General features: G+C 73.0%; 16 protein-coding genes. 10 read left to right on the top strand and 6 right to left on the bottom strand.

Translation table 11 applies throughout. The features are described from left to right. Positions 1-8 precede the first annotated feature (8 nt). Genes FB554_RS14405 through FB554_RS14400 form a run of 3 tightly spaced genes read right to left on the bottom strand, consistent with a single transcriptional unit; the run spans position 9 to position 1,917 of the window. Entirely contained in the window at positions 9-482 is a 474-nt protein-coding gene (locus FB554_RS14405; protein WP_236022157.1) for a LuxR C-terminal-related transcriptional regulator, read from the bottom strand. Beyond that, entirely contained in the window at positions 482-637 is a 156-nt protein-coding gene (locus FB554_RS17675; protein ID WP_236022156.1) for a response regulator transcription factor, read from the bottom strand. Before FB554_RS17675 ends, FB554_RS14405 begins: the two co-directional genes overlap by 1 nt. Continuing rightward, positions 634-1,917 carry a sensor histidine kinase gene (locus tag FB554_RS14400; protein ID WP_142007087.1) on the bottom strand — a complete coding sequence of 428 codons (1,284 nt, stop codon included), beginning with the start codon at positions 1,915-1,917 and terminating at the stop codon, positions 634-636. The genes FB554_RS17675 and FB554_RS14400 overlap by 4 nt, the downstream gene beginning before the upstream one ends. Positions 1,918-2,054: 137 nt before the next feature. Between FB554_RS14400 and FB554_RS14395 the strand changes: the two genes are divergently transcribed. From FB554_RS14395 to FB554_RS14370, 6 genes are read left to right on the top strand one after another with little or no spacing between them, the layout of a single operon-like run. Beyond that, positions 2,055-3,032 carry an SMP-30/gluconolactonase/LRE family protein gene (locus tag FB554_RS14395; protein ID WP_142007086.1) on the top strand — a complete coding sequence of 326 codons (978 nt, stop codon included), beginning with the start codon at positions 2,055-2,057 and terminating at the stop codon, positions 3,030-3,032. Then, complete coding sequence (locus tag FB554_RS14390) at positions 3,029-3,871, top strand: ankyrin repeat domain-containing protein (RefSeq protein ID WP_142007085.1); 843 nt, start codon at positions 3,029-3,031, stop codon at positions 3,869-3,871. The genes FB554_RS14395 and FB554_RS14390 overlap by 4 nt, the downstream gene beginning before the upstream one ends. Further along, positions 3,868-4,596: a flavodoxin family protein gene (locus tag FB554_RS14385; protein WP_142007084.1), complete on the top strand. Its 729-nt coding sequence runs from the start codon at positions 3,868-3,870 to the stop codon at positions 4,594-4,596. The genes FB554_RS14390 and FB554_RS14385 overlap by 4 nt, the downstream gene beginning before the upstream one ends. 56 nt (positions 4,597-4,652) lie before the next feature. Continuing rightward, positions 4,653-6,512, top strand: a complete 1,860-nt coding sequence (locus FB554_RS14380; RefSeq protein ID WP_142007083.1) for an AMP-dependent synthetase/ligase — start codon at positions 4,653-4,655, stop codon at positions 6,510-6,512. Between the two features lie 57 nt (positions 6,513-6,569). Further along, entirely contained in the window at positions 6,570-6,890 is a 321-nt protein-coding gene (locus tag FB554_RS14375) for a GNAT family N-acetyltransferase (protein WP_142007082.1), read from the top strand. Continuing rightward, on the top strand, positions 6,887-7,852 hold the full coding sequence (locus FB554_RS14370; protein ID WP_170206896.1) for an FAD-dependent monooxygenase: 966 nt from the start codon (positions 6,887-6,889) through the stop codon (positions 7,850-7,852). The genes FB554_RS14375 and FB554_RS14370 overlap by 4 nt, the downstream gene beginning before the upstream one ends. 290 nt (positions 7,853-8,142) lie before the next feature. On the opposite strand, the gene FB554_RS14365 is transcribed toward FB554_RS14370, so the two are convergent. Then, the gene (locus FB554_RS14365; RefSeq protein WP_142007080.1) at positions 8,143-9,441 is read right to left on the bottom strand and encodes a cytochrome P450; all 1,299 of its coding nucleotides are present in this window, start codon (positions 9,439-9,441) and stop codon (positions 8,143-8,145) included. A gap of 134 nt (positions 9,442-9,575) precedes the next feature. Between FB554_RS14365 and ppc the strand changes: the two genes are divergently transcribed. From ppc to FB554_RS14350, 3 genes are all read left to right on the top strand, one after another. Beyond that, entirely contained in the window at positions 9,576-12,350 is a 2,775-nt protein-coding gene (gene ppc, locus FB554_RS14360) for a phosphoenolpyruvate carboxylase (RefSeq protein ID WP_142007079.1), read from the top strand. A 143-nt stretch (positions 12,351-12,493) separates the two neighbouring features. After that, complete coding sequence (locus FB554_RS14355; protein ID WP_142007078.1) at positions 12,494-13,219, top strand: DedA family protein; 726 nt, start codon at positions 12,494-12,496, stop codon at positions 13,217-13,219. A gap of 54 nt (positions 13,220-13,273) precedes the next feature. Then, positions 13,274-13,831: a type 1 glutamine amidotransferase domain-containing protein gene (locus FB554_RS14350; RefSeq protein ID WP_142007077.1), complete on the top strand. Its 558-nt coding sequence runs from the start codon at positions 13,274-13,276 to the stop codon at positions 13,829-13,831. A gap of 127 nt (positions 13,832-13,958) precedes the next feature. Here the strand turns inward: FB554_RS14350 and FB554_RS14345 are convergent, their stop codons facing one another. After that, a complete protein-coding gene (locus FB554_RS14345) occupies positions 13,959-15,512 on the bottom strand; it encodes a DHA2 family efflux MFS transporter permease subunit (protein ID WP_142007076.1) in 1,554 nt (517 codons plus the stop codon). Positions 15,513-15,712: 200 nt separating this feature from the next. Then, positions 15,713-16,888: a Gfo/Idh/MocA family protein gene (locus FB554_RS14340; RefSeq protein WP_142007075.1), complete on the bottom strand. Its 1,176-nt coding sequence runs from the start codon at positions 16,886-16,888 to the stop codon at positions 15,713-15,715. Positions 16,889-17,024: 136 nt separating this feature from the next. Between FB554_RS14340 and FB554_RS14335 the strand changes: the two genes are divergently transcribed. Then, entirely contained in the window at positions 17,025-17,930 is a 906-nt protein-coding gene (locus tag FB554_RS14335; protein ID WP_142007074.1) for an SIS domain-containing protein, read from the top strand. Positions 17,931-18,425: the final 495 nt, after the last annotated feature.

Below are 18,425 nucleotides of genomic sequence, written 5' to 3'. Positions count from 1 at the left end.
GGCGGTGGTCACCCCGGCGGTCGGATGATCCGCCGCTCCAGGGCGACCGACACCGCGCCGGTGCGGGTCGTGACGCCGAGCTTGGTGTAGAGGTGCGCGAGGTGCGACTTCACCGTCGCCTCCGACACCAGCAGCTGGGCCGCCATCTCACGGTTGCCGAGGCCCTGCGCGAGGAGCCGCAGCACCTGGACCTCCCGCTCGGTCACCACGTCAGGCCCGGGCGTCGCGCGGCGCACCAGCGTCTGCATCACCGACGGCGCCAGCACCGAGCGGCCGGCGGCGGCGTCACGGATGCCGGCGAACAGCTCCTCCGCGGTCGCGCCCTTGAGCAGATAGCCCGACGCCCCCGCCTGCATCGCGGCGATGACGTCGGCCTCGGTCTCGTACGTCGTCAGCACCACCACGACCGGCGGCTCGGCGAGCGCGAGCACGGCGGCGGTGGCCTCCGCGCCACCCGGACCGTCGCCGAGGTTGAGGTCCATCAGCACCACTCGGCGGGGGTCTCGCGCAGCGCGGCGACCGCCGTCTCCAGGCTGTCGGCCTGGGTCACCACCTGCAGGTCGTCCTCGCCGTCGATGAGGGCCGACAGACCCGAGCGTACGAGCGGGTGGTCGTCGACCAGCGCGACCCGGATCACGACCGGTCACCCCGCTGGGTCGGGAGGGCGATGGACAGACTGGTGCCCTCACCGGGAGCGCTCTCGACAGCAGTCGTGCCGCCGAGCGCCTCTGTGCGAGAACGGATCCCGGCGATCCCGTGCCCGCGTCGGTCGACTCGTCCGCGACTTCCCGGTGCGCGCCCCGGGGTGGTCGCGAACCCGCGGCCGTCGTCGCGCACGTCGAGGCGCACCTCGTCGTCGAGCGCGGTGAGCGTCACGGCGACCCGGCTCGCCCCGGAGTGCTCGCGCACGTTGGCGAGGGCGCCCCGAGCACTGAGCAGCAGCGCGTCGGCGACCGGCGCGGGGAGGTCACCGGCGTCACCGTGCACCGCCAGCGAACCGACCGTGCCGGGCGGCAGCTCGGCGACCAGCCCGCGCAGCGCGACGACCAACCGCTCGCCCGAGGTGCCGGCGCCCTGCGAGAGGTCGGCGACGACCGTACGCACCTCGGCCAGGGCCGTGCGGGTCGCCTCGGCGGCGGTGGTGATCCGGGCGCGGGCCCGGGCGGGGTCGCGCTCCAGGTCGCGCTCGGCCGCCGACAGCACCAGACCCACCGAGGTGAGGGTCTGACCGACAGAGTCGTGCAGGTCGCGCGCGAGGCGGTTGCGCTCGTCGAGCGCCCCGCTGCGCCGCTGCTCCTCGGCCAGCTCGGCCTGCGCGTCGACCAGCTCGGTGACCAGCCGCCGCTGCTGCTCGGCCTGCGCCTGCAGTGCCCGCGCCGCGGCCACCGTCACCAGCGCCATCACGGTCGGTCCGGCCACCAGGGTCAGGTCGAGGGCGCCGGTGACGCGCGCCCACGCGACCGAGACCAGCACGCCCAGCCCGATCGTGATGCCGGTGGCCGGCCAGGCCGGCAGGGTCCCGAGCACCGCGAAGGCCACCGGCACCGCGCACCACGCGAACGACGGCGCGAGCAGCACCAGCACGACGCAGGCGAGCGTCGAGACGAGCACCAGCGCCGTGCGCCGGCCGCTCCCCGACGGCACCCGCAGCGCCGCCGCCTGGGTCAGCAGCAGGGCCGCGGCCAGGGCCAGCACGAGCAGTCCGCCGTCGGCCATGGTGTGCCGGGTCAGGAACCGCCAGGTCGAGGCGACGACCAGCACCACCAGGCTCGCGAGCAGCAGCCGGTCCAGCGGCACCGGCAGGGCGGCGCGCGTCGACGCCCGCGTCGAGGCACCTGCCGAGCCGGCGCGGTCCCGGCGGCCGGCGCGGCGGCCGTGGACCTGCGTGTCGGCGGGGTTCCCGGGCGGCGCGGCCATGGCCGCGAGCGTACGGATCCGGCGGGCGGGGTGCGTCAACCTTTCGGCTATCCAGCGCTGGCCGCGCGGGTCATGCGGGCGGCCGCGCCCGCGGGGATCGTGGTGGCCAAGGTTCCCGACCCGGAAGGCCGACCCCGATGCGCATGACCCGAATCCCCACCGCCCTCGCCGCCACGAGCCTGGCGGCCGTGGCGCTCACCGCCGCCGTGCCCGGTGCGCAGGCCGCACGCCCCGCCCCGGACCCGGTGCTCCCGACGCAGACGCTCCCGCTCGCCGGGGCCGACGACGGCGCCAAGCTCGAGGGCATCGGGGTCGACCAGCGCCGCGGCACCTACTACGTCAGCGAGACCACCGGCGGCGAGATCCACCGCGGCACGCTGCGCGGCGGCTCGAGCGAGTGGCTGGGCGGCAACGGCACCGACGGTCGCTGGACGGCCCGCGGCGTCACCACCGACCGCGCGGGCAACGTGTACGTCGCCGGCGGCCCCAACGGCATCGACCACCCGGGCGCGCCCGACGTCTGGGTGTACTCCCCCGAGGGCGAGCTGCTCACCGCGCTGCGCATGCCCGGCAGCGACACGTTCGTCAACGACGTGACGATCGGGCCGGACGGCGCCGCGTACTTCACCGACTCCAACGACCCGCGCATCTTCCGCGTCGCCCAGGGCGAGAACGGTTGGGGCGCAACGGTGTTCGCCGACGGGTCGGGTGTCGTGCAGCGTCAGGCCGGCTTCAACCTCGGCGGCATCGTGACGTCGACCGACCGCTCGGCGCTGGTCGTCGCGCAGGGCAACGCGGGCCTGCTGTGGCGGGTCGACCTCGGCACCGGAGAGTTCACCCCGGTCGAGGGCGGCACCGGGCTGAAGGACGCCGACGGCCTGGTGCGCAACGGCACCGAGCTGACCGTGATCCGCAACTTCGAGCGCCGGGTGACCACCCTGCGGCTGAGCCCCGACGGCAGCGCCGCCACCCTGCTCAGCGACCGCGCCACCGACCCCACGCGGGTGCTCACCACCGCGAAGGTGCTGAACGGGCAGCTGCTCGCGGTCGACAGCCGGTTCGACGAGCCGGCCCCCGTCGGCGACCCCGAGGTCGTCGTCCTGCCCCGGCGATGAACCGTCGCGACCTGCTCGGCCTGCTCGCGCTCACCCTTGTCGCAGGGTGCAGCGCGGGCGGGTCGGGCGGCGCCGACCCGGCGGCCAGTGGCTCGGCCGCCACGAGCCGTACGCCCTCGCCGGCTCCCGTGACCGGTCGCGACGACGAGGCCCTGCGGCAGGCCGCCCGCCGCGACGACGTCCCGGCCGCGCAGCGGCTGATCGCCGCCGGCTCCGACGTCAACGCCAAGGACGCAGGCGGCGAGTCGGCCTACCTGATCACCACCGCCGACAACGCCCCCGGCGTGCTCGAGCTGACGCTGCGCAACGGCGCCAGGATCAACGACCTCGACTCCTGGAACGGCACCGGCCTGATCCGCGCCGCCGAGCGCGGGCACGCCCAGATCGTGGGGCGGCTGCTGCGCGCCGGCATCAGCAAGGACCACGTGAACCGCATCGGCTACCAGGCGATCCACGAGGTCGTGTGGCTGGGTGCCGACGACGAGGGGCACATCGACACCACGCGCGTGCTCGTCGCGGGCGGCGTGCAGCTCGACCGGCCCTCCGGCAACGAGCGGCTCACCCCGCTGCAGATGGCCCGCGAGCGGGGCTATCGCACGATCGAGGCGACGCTGGCCGCGGCGAGCACCGCGACCCGGCCCACTGATCCCGACGCCGAGCTGGTGCGTGCGGCGGCCGCGGGCCGGCCCGACCAGGTCGCGCTGGCGCTGCGCGCCGGGGCCGACCTCGCCTCCCGCGACGGGCGCGGGCGGACGGCGTGGGTCGCGTCGCAAGGCCGCGAGGACGTACGTCGGTTGCTGCGGGCGATGGGTGCGTCACCGGGCAGAGTGGGGTCATGACGACCGCACCCCGCTACGACGACCTCAAGGCCGTCCTGGTCAACTGCACCCTCAACCCCGACCCGCAGACCTCGCACACCGGGCGGCTGCTCGACGCGGTCGCGCACCTGATGCGCGGGGCGGGCGTCGAGGTCGAGGAGGTGCACGCCGTGCGCCACGCGATCGCGCCCGGGGTGCAGCCCGACATGAGCGACACCTTCCCCGACGACGCGTGGCCGCAGCTGTGGCCGCTGTTCGACGCGGCCGACATCGTCGTCATCGGCACGCCGCTGTGGCTCGGTGAGGAGAGCTCGGTCTGCCGGCGGATCATCGAGCGGCTCTACGCGATGTCCGGCGAGCTGAACGACCGGGGCCAGTCGATCTTCTACAACAAGGTCGGCGGCGCGGTGATCACCGGCAACGAGGACGGCGTGAAGCACACCGCGATGTCCCTGCTGTTCGCGCTGCAGCACCTGGGCTGCGCGATCCCGCCGCAGGCCGACTGCGGCTGGATCGGCGAGATCGGCCCGGGCCCGTCCTACGGCGACCCGACCGACGACGGCGCCGTCGGCTTCGGCAACGCGTTCACCCGGCGCAACACCACGATCATGAGCTGGAACCTGATGCACCTCGCGGCGACGCTCAAGGCCAACCCGCTGCCGACGTACGGCAACGACCGCACCGCGATCAACGCCGGCGAGACCTTCGGTCACCGCAACCCCGAGCCGCTGCCGCGGCGGTCGTAGGCCCGCTTCTGCGGCCCACCGGCGCGTCGCACCCGTTCGGGCGTTACCGTCAACCGATGGGGGAGCGTCCAGGGTCGTACGAGGTCTCGGAGGGGTCGGTGTCTGCTGACACGCACACCGCGGCGCGCGAGTTCGCGGTGCCGCTGGAGGTCGAGCTGGGGGAGGAGCACAACCTCGCGCGGCTGGCCTGGCGGCGGGCGGAGCAGGACCCCGACCACGTCAGCTTCGAGGTCTTCGACCAGACCTGGCAGCCGATCACCGCGACCGAGCACCGCGACGGCGTCGCGGCCGCGGCCAAGGGCCTGATCGCCTCGGGCGTCGAGCCCGGCGACCGGGTCGCGATCATGGCGGGCACGAGCTACGCCTGGATCCAGCTCGACTGTGCCGTGTGGGCCGCGGGCGGGGCGACCGTGCCGATCTATCCGTCGTCGTCGGCCTCGCAGGTCGAGTGGATCGTGCGCGACTCCGGGGCGCGGCTGGTCGTCGTCGAGACGCCCGAGATGGCGCAGACGGTCGCCGAGGCCGGTGTCGACGTCCCGGTGCTGTGCCTCGACGACGGGGCGGTCGCCGAGCTCACCGCGCGCGGCGCCGACGTCGACGACGCCACCCTGGAGCAGCGGCGCGACGCGGTGACCCTCGACTCGGCCGCGTCGATCATCTACACCTCCGGCACGACCGGGCGCCCCAAGGGCTGCGTGGTGCAGCAGCGCAACCTCGCCGCCGAGGCGCAGGGTCTGCTGTCGCAACCGATCGGGGTCGCGGCCGCGCCCGGGCGGCGGGTGCTGATGTTCCTGCCGCTCGCGCACGTGCTGGCCCGCGCGGTCACGTACGCCACCAGCGAGGGCGGCGCGACCGTCGGCTTCTGGGGCGACTTCGGCACCATCGTCGACAAGTTCGCGAGCTTCCGCCCGCACCTGATCCTCGGGGTGCCGCGGGTGTTCGAGAAGGTGCACGACGGCATCCGCGCCAAGGCCGACGAGGCCGGTGGGGCCAAGGCGGCGATCTTCCGGCGCGCCGAGAAGGTGGCGGCCGACAGCAGCCGGGCGCAGGAGTCGTCCGACACCGGCGGCCCGGGCGCGGGGCGGGCGCTGCGGGCGCAGCACGCCGTCTTCGACCGGCTCGTCTATCGCACCATCCGCGACGCGCTCGGCGGCCAGTGCGACACCGTCATCTCCGGCGGCGGCGCGCTCGGCGCCTCGCTGGCCCACTTCTTCCGCGGGGTCGGCGTGCCGGTCTACGAGGGCTACGGCCTCACCGAGTCGTGCGCCGCCATCACCGTCAACCAGCCGACGATGACCCGCGTCGGGTCGGTGGGGCGGCCGATCGCGGGCAACGCCGTGCGGATCAGCGACGACGGCGAGATCCAGCTGCGGGGCGGCGTGGTGTTCGCGGAGTACTGGCGCAACCCCGAGGCCACGGCTGCCGCGTTCGACGACGGCTGGTTCCGCACCGGCGACCTCGGCACGCTCGACGACGGCTACCTCAGCATCACCGGGCGCAGCAAGGACATCATCGTCACGGCCGGTGGCAAGAACGTCGCGCCCGGGCCGATGGAGGAGGAGCTGCGCGCCCACCCGGTCGTCGGTCACGCGATGGTCGTGGGCGAAGGTCGCCCGTTCGTCGCGGCGCTGGTCACGCTCGACCCCGACGGCGTACGTCGGTGGGCGGCCGAGCACGATCGCGGCGACTCCACCGCCGAGCAGCTGGTCGACGACGACGACCTGCGGGCCGAGGTGCAGCAGGCGGTCGACCGGGCCAGCGCGCTGGTCTCGCGCGCCGAGGGCATCAAGAAGTTCACGCTGCTCGCCGACGACTTCACCGAGGAGACCGGCGAGCTGACCCCCACCCTCAAGGTGAAGCGGCACGTGGTGGAGAAGATGTACGCCGACCAGATCGAGGCGTTGTACGTCCGCTGACGCAGCACCCGACCAGGCAGGATGGGACCCGTTCCCGCCGTGAGCCGAGGAGGCCCGATGAGCACGACCGTTCGCGACAACCCGGAAGAGAACCGCTTCGAGATCCTCGTCGACGACACGGTGGCCGGCTTCGCCGAGTACCGCCTGTCCCCCGACCGGATCGCGTTCACGCACACCGAGGTCGGGCCCGACTACAGCGGCCGTGGTCTGGCCGGTGAGCTCGTCAGCACCGCGCTCGACGAGGTGAAGGGGCGTGGGCTCGCGGTGCTGCCGTTCTGCCCGTTCGTGCGCAAGTACATCGACACCCACCAGGACGACTACCTCGCTCTGGTGCCGGCGGACCAGCGGGACAAGTTCGGGCTCCCGGCCGCCGAGTGACGCCGCGTCGCGTCGCCGTCGTCGGCGGCGGGATCGCCGGGCTGGCGCTGGCGGCGGGGCTCGACCCCGACCGGTTCGAGGTCGTGCTGCACGAGGCCGAGCCGGAGCGCAAGGCGTTGGGCGCCCCGCTCGGGCTGTGGCCCTCGGCCCTGAAGGCCCTCGCCCGCGTCGGCGCCGAGCCGAAGGTCGAGAAGCCGGGCGCCGGGCGGCTGTACTCCATCACGGGCCGGCCGCTCAGCCCGATCACCCGCCCCGGTCTGCTCGCGGTGCCGCGGCCGGAGCTGCTGGCCGGGCTCGAGGCAGTCGTGCCGCCGAGCGTGCGCCGGGTCGAGCAGGCGGTGGCTGACCCCGCCTCGCTGGACGCCGACCTGGTGGTCGGCGCCGACGGGGTGCGCAGCGTGGTGCGCGGCCTGGTGCACCCGCGCGCGGCCGAGCGGGTCGAGACGCCCTATGTCGCGCTGCGCGGGGTCCGCCCGGCGGCGACGCCGTCGCTGGCCGGGGAGTACTGGGGGCGGGGGCTGATCTTCGGCCTGATGTCGTTCGGCCCGTCGGGGTCGAAGCGGGAGTACTGGTTCACCACGCACCGCAGCGACCTGGGTCCCGAACCCCTCGACGCCGCAACGGTTCTCGCGGAGGCGCGCGAGCGTTTCGCCGGCGCGGCGCGGGTCGTCCGCGGCGCGCTGGAGCAGGCCGGACCCGACACGATCGCGACCCGCCTCTGGGTCGCGCCGCCGCTCCCGACGTACGTCCGCGGCCGGTACGTCGTCGTCGGCGACGCCGCGCACGCCGCCACCCCCAACCTCGGCCGCGGAGCCTGCGACGCGATCGTCGACGCGGTGACCCTGGCCGAGACGCTCAACGCCGAGGGCGACCTGCGCCGGTGGCAGGCCAAGCGGCTCCCGCTGACCCAGGCCGCCCGCGCCACCGCCGGCACGGTCATGCGCGCGGTCACCCGCTCGTGAGGTGAGCCGGAGCTGCGTGGCTCACGGCCGCCCCGTGACGCTCGCGCGGCGGCTTTACTCTGGGGCGCCTGGTGCGCCAGGCCGGGCGACGCTCGGGCGTGGGGTTCGCCTCCCCTGACCTGACTTCGCCGGGGCTCTTCGTTGGGGCACGTCATGCACCACCGCGAGGTGGTGCACGGGGTGCGCCACGAGGGGGGTGGCGCACCACACGCCCCAGAGTAAAGCGGCTGCGAGGCTTCTCCTTGGGGCGACGAGCACGGCGGCCGCGACGCCTTCGCGGCGCCGCGCCCTCACACCGTGGCGGGCAGCACCTGGAAGCCGCGGAGCACCCGGGTCTTGCGGCGCTGGGCGCCGGGGAGCACCTGCAGGTCGGGGAAGCGCTCGTAGAGCGCCCGCAGCGCCACCTCGCCCTCGAGCCGCGCGAGCGAGGCGCCGAGGCAGTAGTGGCGGCCGGCGGAGAAGGCCATGTGGTCCTTGGCGTTCTCGCGGGTGACGTCGAAGGTGTTGGGGTCGGTGAACACCTCGGGGTCGCGGTTGGCGCCGGCGAGCACGGTGGTCACGACCACGCCCGGCCGCAGGTCGACCCCCGCGATCGTCGTGGCCTTGTCGACCTTGCGCCCGGTCAGCAGCACCGGCGGATCGAAGCGCAGCACCTCGTCCACGGCGTTGGACCAGCGCTCCGGCTCGGCCTTGAGCAGCTCGCGCTGCTCGGGGTGGTCGTGCAGCAGCGCGATGGCGTTGCTGAGCAGGTTGACCGTGGTCTCGAAGCCGGCGGCCAGCACCAGCCCGGCCGTCGCCTTGAGCTCGACCAGGTTGAGCCCGCCCTCCTCGTCGCGGGTGGCGGCGAGCTTGCTCATCAGGTTGTCGCCGGGGTTGCGGCGCAGGTTCTCCAGGTGCTGGTCGAGCCAGGTGTCGAACTCGGTCAGCCCGTTGTCGACGCTGCGGAACATCTTCCACGACAGCCCCATGTCGAGGCTCGGCGCGGCGGCGCTGCCGAACCCACGCACGAGGTCCTGGTCCTGCGGCGGCACACCGAGGATCTCGGTGATCATCGCGACCGGCAGCCGCGAGCAGTACGCCTCCACCAGCTCGACCTGGTCGGCCCCGCTGGCCGCGATCTCGTCGAGCAGGCCGGCCGCGATCTCCTCGACCCGGCCGCGCAGCGCCTCGACGGCCTTCACCGTGAAGACCTTGGTGACCAGCTTGCGATAGCGGGTGTGGTCGGGTCCGTCGACCGCGAGCAGCGACGGCGGCTGCACCGGGTGCAGCGTCTCGGTCTTGGTCCAGTCGAGGATGCGCGCGATCGCCGGGTTGTCGGGAGCGGGGAAGCCGGCCTTGACGTCGGGCGAGCTCAGCACCTCCCGGCATACCTCGTGCGTGGCGGTCAGATAGGCCAGGTCGGTGCGCACCAGCCGCCCCCGCCCCCGGATCTCGTCGAACAGCCCCGCGAGGTCGGGCGTCGCCACGTGCCGCGACTCGGCGACCAGGCGGGCCTGGATGTCACCCCGCTTCTCGGACATGCGCAGGACCTGGCGGGGCAGGGCGTGCTCGACGCTCCAGCGGACGGCAGGACGGACGGTGGTCGTCATCAGGCTCACACGCATAACTTACGCTCCCGAAAGTTAGCCCGTCAGGAAATCTGCGGAACGGATGTGACGAACGCCGCTTCCACCTGCCGAACGTTGCGCCCCATGACCGATCGGTAACGCCCATCCTGGTGCGCATGTCGCAGCAGCACCTGGTTTTCGACGTCACCGAGGACGGCCGCGCCGCCACCGAGCCGCTCCGCGAGGACATCCGCCTCCTCGGCGGACTGCTCGGCGACGTCCTGCGCGAGCAGGAGGGTGAGCGCGTCTTCGACCTGGTGGAGGAGGCGCGCACCCGCGCCTTCGCCGTGCGCCGTCAGGAGGTCGACCGCGCCGGGTTCGCCGAGCTGCTCGACGGGCAGACCACCCGCGACGCGCTGCACGTCATCCGCGCCTTCAGCCTGTTCGCGCTCCTGGCCAACCTCGCCGAGGACCTGCACCGCGAGCGGCGCCGCGCCCTGCACGTGGCGTCCGACGACCCCGCCCCCGACGGCTCGCTCGCCGCCACGTTCGCCAAGCTGCGCGCCGACGGCCCCGCCCCCGAGGTCGTCGCCGACACCCTGCGCGACGCCGAGATCGTCCCGGTCATCACCGCCCACCCCACCGAGACCCGGCGCCGCACCGTCTTCGACGCGCAGAGCCGCATCAAGGAGCGGATGCGCACCCGTGAGCGCATGACCCTCTCCGAGCAGGAGGAGCGGGATGCGTTGCGCGACATCAAGATCCAGATCCTCACCCTGTGGCAGACCGCGCTGATCCGGCTGCAGCGGGTGCAGATCCGCGACGAGATCGAGGTAGGCCTGCGCTTCTTCGAGGCGTCGCTGTTCGAGGTCCTGCCGCAGCTCAACGCCCGGGTGCGCCGCGAGCTGAACGAGATCTACCCCGGCCTCGACCTGCTGCCCGAGCCGCTCCTGCGCGCGGGATCCTGGATCGGCGGCGACCGCGACGGCAACCCCGGCGTCGACGCCGACGTCGTGCGCACCGCCTCCTCCCGCGCCGCGCAGACCGCGCTGACCCACTACCTGCGCCAGCTCGCCGACCTGGAGACCAGCCTCTCCATGTCCGTACGCATGTCGCCGGTCAGCGACGAGCTGCTCGCTCTCGCAGCCCGCAACACCGGCGACTCCCGCGACGACGAGCCGTACCGCCAGGCGGTGCGCTGGGCGCGCGGGCGGCTGCAGCAGACGTACGTCCGGTTCTTCGGCGCCATCCCCGAGGGCGCGAAGCAGGTGGACGGTGCGACGGCGTACGAGACGCCCGAGGAGCTGCTGGCCGACCTCGACGTCATCGACGCGTCGCTGCGCTCGCGCGGCGACGACCTGATCGCCGACGACCGCCTGCTTCGTCTGCGAGAAGCGTTGCGGTCGTTCGGGTTCCACCTCTACGGCCTCGATCTTCGTCAGAACTCCGACGTGCACGAGGAGACGATCTCCGACCTGTTCGCGTGGGCCGGCGTGCACCCCGACTACGCCTCGCTCGAGGAGGACGCGAAGGTCGAGCTGCTCGTCGCCGAGCTCGCCTCGCGTCGGCCGCTCGTGGGGCGCGGCGCGGAGTTCTCCGAGCAGACCACGCGCGAGCTCGCGATCACCGCGGCGGCCGCGGAGGCGGTGCGCACGTTCGGGCCCGAGGCGGTGCCGAACTACGTCATCAGCATGTGCACCAGCGTCTCCGACCTGCTGGAGTGCGCGGTGCTGCTGAAGGAGGCGGGGCTGCTCGACCCCGGCGACGGCGCGGCCACCTGCCCGGTCAACATCGTGCCGCTGTTCGAGACCATCGAGGACCTGCAGGTGTCGGCGACCACGCTGCGCGCGGCGCTCGCGGTGCCGGTCTATCGCCAGCTCGTCGACTCCAAGGGTGGCCTGCAGGAGGTCATGCTCGGCTACAGCGACTCCAACAAGGACGGCGGCTACCTCGCGGCGAACTGGGCGCTCTACCGCGCCGAGCTCGACCTGGTCGAGGTCGCCCGCGAGCAGGACGTGCGGCTGCGGCTGTTCCACGGCCGCGGCGGCACCGTCGGTCGCGGCGGCGGCCCCAGCTACGAGGCGATCCTGGCCCAGCCGCCCGGCGCGGTGCAGGGCTCGCTGCGGCTGACCGAGCAGGGCGAGATCATCGCGGCGAAGTACGCCGAGCCGCCGCTGGCCACCCGCAACCTGGAGGCGCTGGTGTCGGCGACGCTGGAGTCGTCGCTGCTGGACGTCGAGGGTCTCGGCGACACCGCCGCGGCCTACGCCCACCTGGACGAGATCGCCGCTCTGGCGAGGACGGCGTACGCCGAGCTGGTCCACGACACACCGGGATTCGTCGACTACTTCAAGGCCTCGACCCCCGTCGCGGAGATCGGCGACCTCAACATCGGGTCGCGCCCGGCGTCACGCAAACCGACCGAGCAGATCTCCGACCTGCGGGCCATCCCGTGGGTGATGAGCTGGTCGCTGTCGCGGGTGATGCTGCCGGGGTGGTACGGCACCGGCACCGCCCTCGAGCAGTGGGTCGGCGAGGACGCCGAGCGGCTCGCGACGCTGCGCGACTACTACGCCCGCTGGCCGTTCTTCCAGACCGTGATGTCCAACCTGGCCCAGGTCATGGCCAAGTCCGACCTCGGGATCGCCGAGCGCTACTCCCGGCTGGTCGACGACGAGGCGCTGCGCGAGCGGGTGTTCGGCAAGATCGTCGACGAGCACGCCCGCACGGTGCGGATGTTCGCGGCCGTGACCGGCCACGACGACCTGCTGTGGGACAACGCCGCGCTCAAGCGCTCGGTGTTCAACCGGTTCCCCTACCTCGAACCGCTGAACCACCTGCAGATCGAGCTGCTGCGCCGATACCGCGCCGGCGACGAGGACCCGCAGGTGCGCCGCGGCATCCTGCTGACGATGAACGGCCTCGCCACCGCGCTGCGCAACTCCGGCTGACCGCGCCCCGAGCCGGCCGATGTCATACCTAGGTCGTACGCGGGTCTGGACTCGCGGCCGATGTGCAACCTCACCGGGGCTGAGACCGTCGTAAGGACGGTCGCGCAGGGCGGCCGCGCCGCCACCCCGGGGAGACCAAGGCCGTGCTCGACCAGCTGAACCAGCTCATCACCGACCACGCCGCCGCGGCCTGGGTGCTGCCGGTGATCTTCTCGTTCGCGATGCTCGACGGGCTCTTCCCGCCGCTGCCGAGCGAGTCGTTGCTCATCGCGCTCGCCGCGGTCGGCGCCGCCTCGGGCGCCCCCAACCTGGTCGCCCTCGCCGTCGTCGCGGCGGTGGGCGCGTGGCTCGGCGACAACCTGGCGTACGCCATCGGCCGGCGCATCGACGCCGACCGGCTGTCCGCCCGCTCGCCTCGGGTGGCCCGCGGGCGGGTGTGGGCCGAGCAGCAGCTGGAGCGCCGCGGCGGCGTGATCATCCTGGTCGCGCGCTACATCCCGGTCGGCCGGGTCGCGGTGAACCTCACGGCCGGCAGCACGGGGTACGGCCGGCGACGGTTCGCTGGGCTGACCGCGCTGTCGTGCGCGACGTGGGCGACCTACTCCGTCGCGCTCGGGGCGCTCGCCGGTCACTGGGTCAAGGAGAACCCGCTCGTCGGGGCTGCGGTCGGCATCGCGCTCGCGGTCACCGTCGGGCTGCTCATCGAGCGGGTGCTGGCGCGGGTGCTGCCGACGCCTGCCGAGCCGGCCGAGCCTCAGACCGCGCCGGCCGCGACCGACACCGCCGGCGAGGCCGGCGAGGCCGGCGGGGCCAACGGGGCCAACGGGGCGGGTGAGACGGCCCGGCGGCAGGTGTCGGCCGGCGCCTGAGGTCCCACCTGGGGGTGTGGTCCGCAGCCGTGCGGGTGTCGTTGACTTGCCGCCATGGCCAAGAAGATTGCGTTCCTCACTGCAACCGAAGGCATCGAGCGGGTGGAGCTCACCGACCCCTGGGATGCCGTCTCGAAGGCCGGCCACGAGCCGAGCCTGCTCTCCACCGAGGAGGGTCAGGTGCAGACCTTCGACCACCTCGACAAGGCGGACAAGAAGGACGTCGACACGGTGGTCGGCGACGCGAGCATCGACGACTACGACGCGCTCGTGCTGCCCGGCGGGGTCGCGAACCCCGACGCCCTGCGCACCGACCCGGCCGCGGTCGCGTTCGTGCGCGAGTTCCTGCTGTCGGGCAAGCCGGTCGCGGCGATCTGCCACGCGCCCTGGACCCTCATCGAGGCCGACGTCGTGCAGGGCAAGCAGCTGACGTCGTGGCCGAGCCTGGAGACCGACCTGCGCAACGCCGGCGCGTCGTGGGTCGACCAGGAGGTCGTCATCGACGGCAACCTGATCACCAGCCGCAACCCTGACGACCTGCCGGCCTTCAACGAGGCGCTGCTCGACGCGGTCGGCAGCAACGGCACGGGCACCCAGACCAGCGTGGGCTGAGCCGGGCCGGTCGCGCGCGGAGCGCGAGGGCGTACGTGCTCATCGGGCCCCGCGAGACACCCGAAAGATGAGCGAGGCGGACAGGCATGCCTGTCCGCCTCGCTCATGCTTGAGGTTGTCGCCTCGCTCAGTGCACGACGACCGGCGGCCGGGCCTCGCCCTCGTCGTCGAGCAGGTGCGACTTCTCGCGCTTGCGCGGCAGCATCGCCGCGGGCACGAGGGTCAGCGCGACGAGGATCGCGGCGACCCAGAAGGTCTGGGCGAACGCGTCACCGGCCTGCGCCAGACCCTGGGCGACGACCTGCGAGCCGCCCATCCGCTCGGTGAGCGCCGGGTCGGCGTGCGTGGCCATCGCGGGGCCGGCGAGCGGGCGGTCGGCGATGTTGTTGGTGAGGACGACCGACATGATCGCCACGCCGACCGAGCTCGCGATCTGCTGGACGATGTTCAGCAGGGTCGAGCCGCGCGCCACCTCGTGGTGGGTGAGCGTCTTCAGCGCGGAGGTCATCAGCGGCATCATCGTGGCGCCCATGCCGAGGCCGAGCACGAACAGCACCGCGACGAGGTAGGTGTAGGACGTGTCCGACCCGACCTGAGTCAGCGCGAACATGCCGCCGACGATCAGCACCAGGCCGACCGGCACGATGCGGCCCACCGGCAGCTTGTCGGCGAGGGCGCCCGCGATCGGCATGGTCAGCATGGCGCCGATGCCCTGCGGGGCGACCAGCAGACCGGCGTCGAGGGTCGACTCACCGCGCACCGACTGGAAGTACGTCGGCACCAGCAGCAGACCCCCGAAGAAGGCCGCGGCGAACAGGAACATGGTGACGGTCGCGACCGTGAGGTTGCGGTTCTTGAACAGCCGCAGGTCCAGCAGCGGGTGCGCGGGCCGGAAGGAGTGCAGCACGAACGCCACGATCAGCGCGGCGCCGATGACCATCGTGATGAGCACCTCTGCGTCGAAGATGGTGCCGGCCTCGGGGATCGTCGAGACGCCGTAGAGGAACAGCGCCAGACCCGGCGACATCAGCAGCAGCCCGGTGAGGTCGAGCGTCTCGGACGGCTCGACCGAGTCGGCGGGCAGCACGACCCAGGCGTAGACGAGGGCCAGGATGCCGATCGGGACGTTGATCAGGAAGATCCAGTGCCAGCTCTGGTTCTCGATGAGGTAGCCGCCCAGGATCGGGCCGAGGATCGGGCCGAGCAGCATCGGCACACCGAGGATCGCCATCAGGCGGCCCATCCGGTCGGGGCCGGCGGCGCGGGTCATGATCGTCATGCCGAGCGGCATGAGCATGCCGCCACCGAGGCCCTGGAGCACGCGGAAGGCGATCAGCATCTCGATGGAGCCCGCGGCGGCGCACAGGGCGGAGCCGGCGGTGAACAGCGCGACGGCGAGCAGGTAGAGGCGCTTGGTGCCGAAGCGGTCGGCGGCCCAGCCGGTCAGCGGGATGACCGTGGCGAGGGCGAGCGTGTAGGCGGTGACGGTCCACGCGACGGTGGAGTACGCCAGCGGCTGCGCGGGGTCGGTCGCGAACTCGGTCTGGAAGACCGGCAGCGCGACGTTGACGACGGTGATGTCGAGGATCGACATGATCGCGCCGAGGACGACGACACCGGCGACCTTGAGCACGGCGCCGTCGATCTTGTCCGGATACTCCGGCGGGGCAGCGGTAGACATGCTTCTCCAAAGGGAGGCGAAGGGATTCCGCGGAGTGACGGGAGCCGCGGGCAGGGTGATACGACGCCGTATCACTCTGAGAGTACTTCAGCCCCAAGGGTGGAGCGCCAACCAATATTCCGGCCGAGGGCGTACGTCGGGTGTCGGTGCGGACAGTCGCGGACACCGGCGACCAGCGACTGGCGACCGGATGGGGAGGGCTACTGCTGGTCGGCGGCGAACCAGGCCGCGACCTCCGGGTCGAGCCCGGGCACCTCGACCATGCCGCCGCCCGAGCGCAGCGATTGGGTCGCGGCGACACCGGCCGCGACCGCCTGACGCGCCGCGACCGGCGAGGTCTCGGTCGGGCCGCCGTCGCGGGCGAAGCGCACGAACTCGGCGACCAGCAACGGGTCGGCGCCGCCGTGCCCCTCGTCGTCGCCGCCGACCTCGATGACCCGGTCGGGGTCGGCGTACGTGTCGGTCCGGCGGTCCCAGATCCGCACCTGCGCGCCGGGCCCGTCGCCGACGTTCTCGAGCCGGCCGGCGGTGCCGATGACGGTGTAGCTGCGCCAGTAGTCCGGCGTGAAGTGGCACTGCTGGTAGGACGCGAGCACCCCGCCGTCGAGCACCAGGTTGGCCATCGAGATGTCCTCCACGTCGAGCACCGGCGCGAGGTCGCGCTGCGCGGTCGGCGGCCAGGTGCCGACGTCGTACCAGTCGCGCAGCCGCCGGTCGGAGTTGTCGCGGCGGGAGTCGACGTCGCCGTAGACCGACAGGCTCCCGACGGCGGCGGCCGAACGCGTGAATCCGCCTGCGAGCCAATGGATCACGTCGATGTCGTGGGCGCCCTTCTGCAGCAGCAGCCCGGTCGTGTTGCGCCGGTCGGCGTGCCAGTCGTGGAAGTAGAAGTCGCCGCCGGCCGACACGAAGTGCCGCACCCACACCGCCTTCACGTCGCCGATCGCGCCGGCCCGGATCGCCTCGCGCATCGCGGTGACCACCGGCATGTGCCGCATGTTGTGACCGACATACAGGCGGGTACGCGTGCGCCGGGCGGTCTCGAGGATCGCGTCGGCGTCGGCCACCGTCGTCGCGATCGGCTTCTCGAGGAACGTCGGCAGCCCCGCCTCGAGCGTGGCGGTCGCGTGGTCACGGTGCAGGTGGTCGGGCGTGAGCAGCAGCACGGCGTCGACGTCGTCGCGGGCGTCGGTGAGCAGCGCGTCGAGGTCGGGCACGGTGCGCACGCCCGGGACGAGCTCGGCGGCGCGCTCGCGGGCGGCGGCCAGCGGGTCGGCGACGACGGTGACCCGGCTTCCCTCGCCGGGGCGGTGGGCGGTGGTCGCGAGGTTGGCGCGCAGGCCGAAGCCCACGAGGCCGAGGCGCAGGTCGGTCATTAGGTGCTGGCTCCCAGCGGTTCGAGGGGGCGTGCGGACGGGACGAATCTAACGAATCCACCTGGACGCGTGTGCGCAACTGTGCAAGATTGGTGACTCAAACGATCAGATCTGCTCACCCGTACGGAGGTCGCGCATGAGCCCCGCGTCCAGCCACACCAGCACCGAGATCGCCACCCAGCCCGATGACTGGGCGCGCGCGGTCGCGCGGGTGCCCTCGCTCGTCGACGTGCTGCCGCGCGCGGGGGAGCGGGTGGCGACCATCGGCTGCGGGACGTCGTGGTTCATGGGCCAGGCGTACGCCGCCCGCCGCGAGGAGCTGGGGCAGGGCGTGACCGACGCGTTCGCCGCCTCCGAGCACCACCTCGCGCGCGGCTACGACCGGGTCGTCGTGATCAGCCGGTCGGGCACGACCAGCGAGGTCGTCGACGTCGTCCGCGAGCTGCGCGCCGCCGGCACGCCGCACGTCGCGTTCGTGGCCACGCCCGGCACCGAGATCGCCGAGCTGGCCGAGCACACCGTGCTGATGGACGACGTCGACGAGGAGTCGGTCGTCCAGACTCGTTTCGCCACCACGACCCTGACGATCCTGCGCGCCGCGATGGGCGAGAACCTGACGCCCGCGATCGACGAGGCGCGCGCGGTGCTGGAGGCCCCGGAGGCCGAGGTGCTCGGCGCGCTGGTCGAGGCCGACCAGATCAGCTTCGTCGGCCGCGGCTGGACCGTCGGCCTCGCCAACGAGGCGGCGCTGAAGCTGCGCGAGTCGAACCAGATGTGGGTCGAGGCCTACCCCGCGATGGAGTACCGCCACGGCCCGATCAGCATCGCCGAGCCGGGCCGCGTCGTGTGGGCGATCGGCGAGGTGCCCGAGGGCCTCGCCGACGACGTCGCCGAGACCGGCGCGCACTTCGAGCACCGCGACGCCGACCCGATGGCCGAGCTGGTGCGCGTGCACCGCCTGTGCGTCGCCCGCGCCGCCGCCCGCGGCCTCGACCCCGACCGCCCCCGCAACCTCAGCCGCTCGGTGATGCTGGACAGCTGACCCCGTCGCGCGGGTCGAGCGGGCCGGAGCGAGTCGCCCACAAGCTGGTCGAGTAGGCCGAGCCGCTGGGCGAGGCCGTATCGAGACCCCCACCACGCTGGTCGAGCGCCGCCCTGAGTAGCGCGAGGGACGAGCGCGTATCGAAGGGTAGGGCGAGCCGCTAGGCGAGCCCGTATCGAGACCACGTCACCTACTCGTGTGCTGACCGAAAGACGCCGGGAGGCGTGAGTACGCCTGGGGTGACGTCGGATTCGCGAGTCGCCGATGGCGTACGGCGCCAGAGTGGTCACTAACTATCAGACTGGTCGGTTGCAAGTGACCAGTCTGGGTGATTCTGGCCAGTCCGGGGGGTCGGTCCTGACCCGACCCCACGATCTCGACACGACAGTGCGTTGTTGACACAAAGGGCTGCTACAGCACGCACGTCTGTCAACAACGCCAGTCCGTGTCAACAACGTCGGGCTCTGTCAGAAACGTCGCCACGGTGAGCCGTCA

Source organism: Barrientosiimonas humi, assembly GCF_006716095.1.
GTDB lineage: Bacteria > Actinomycetota > Actinomycetes > Actinomycetales > Dermatophilaceae > Barrientosiimonas > Barrientosiimonas humi.
This window is presented reverse-complemented; position numbering and strand designations above follow the sequence as displayed.

Excerpts from the sequence above, each read along its gene's own strand:
- FB554_RS14335 (WP_142007074.1), top strand. The coding sequence starts at position 17,025 with ATGAGCCCCGCGTCCAGCCACACCAGCACCGAGATCGCCACCCAGCCC.
- FB554_RS14400 (WP_142007087.1), bottom strand. The coding sequence starts at position 1,917 with ATGGCCGCGCCGCCCGGGAACCCCGCCGACACGCAGGTCCACGGCCGC.
- FB554_RS14365 (WP_142007080.1), bottom strand. The coding sequence starts at position 9,441 with ATGACGACCACCGTCCGTCCTGCCGTCCGCTGGAGCGTCGAGCACGCC.
- FB554_RS14390 (WP_142007085.1), top strand. The coding sequence starts at position 3,029 with ATGAACCGTCGCGACCTGCTCGGCCTGCTCGCGCTCACCCTTGTCGCA.
- FB554_RS14350 (WP_142007077.1), top strand. The coding sequence starts at position 13,274 with ATGGCCAAGAAGATTGCGTTCCTCACTGCAACCGAAGGCATCGAGCGG.
- FB554_RS14380 (WP_142007083.1), top strand. The coding sequence starts at position 4,653 with ATGGGGGAGCGTCCAGGGTCGTACGAGGTCTCGGAGGGGTCGGTGTCT.
- FB554_RS14375 (WP_142007082.1), top strand. The coding sequence starts at position 6,570 with ATGAGCACGACCGTTCGCGACAACCCGGAAGAGAACCGCTTCGAGATC.
- FB554_RS14385 (WP_142007084.1), top strand. The coding sequence starts at position 3,868 with ATGACGACCGCACCCCGCTACGACGACCTCAAGGCCGTCCTGGTCAAC.
- ppc (WP_142007079.1), top strand. The coding sequence starts at position 9,576 with ATGTCGCAGCAGCACCTGGTTTTCGACGTCACCGAGGACGGCCGCGCC.
- FB554_RS14395 (WP_142007086.1), top strand. The coding sequence starts at position 2,055 with ATGCGCATGACCCGAATCCCCACCGCCCTCGCCGCCACGAGCCTGGCG.
- FB554_RS14345 (WP_142007076.1), bottom strand. The coding sequence starts at position 15,512 with ATGTCTACCGCTGCCCCGCCGGAGTATCCGGACAAGATCGACGGCGCC.
- FB554_RS14405 (WP_236022157.1), bottom strand. The coding sequence starts at position 482 with ATGGACCTCAACCTCGGCGACGGTCCGGGTGGCGCGGAGGCCACCGCC.
- FB554_RS14340 (WP_142007075.1), bottom strand. The coding sequence starts at position 16,888 with ATGACCGACCTGCGCCTCGGCCTCGTGGGCTTCGGCCTGCGCGCCAAC.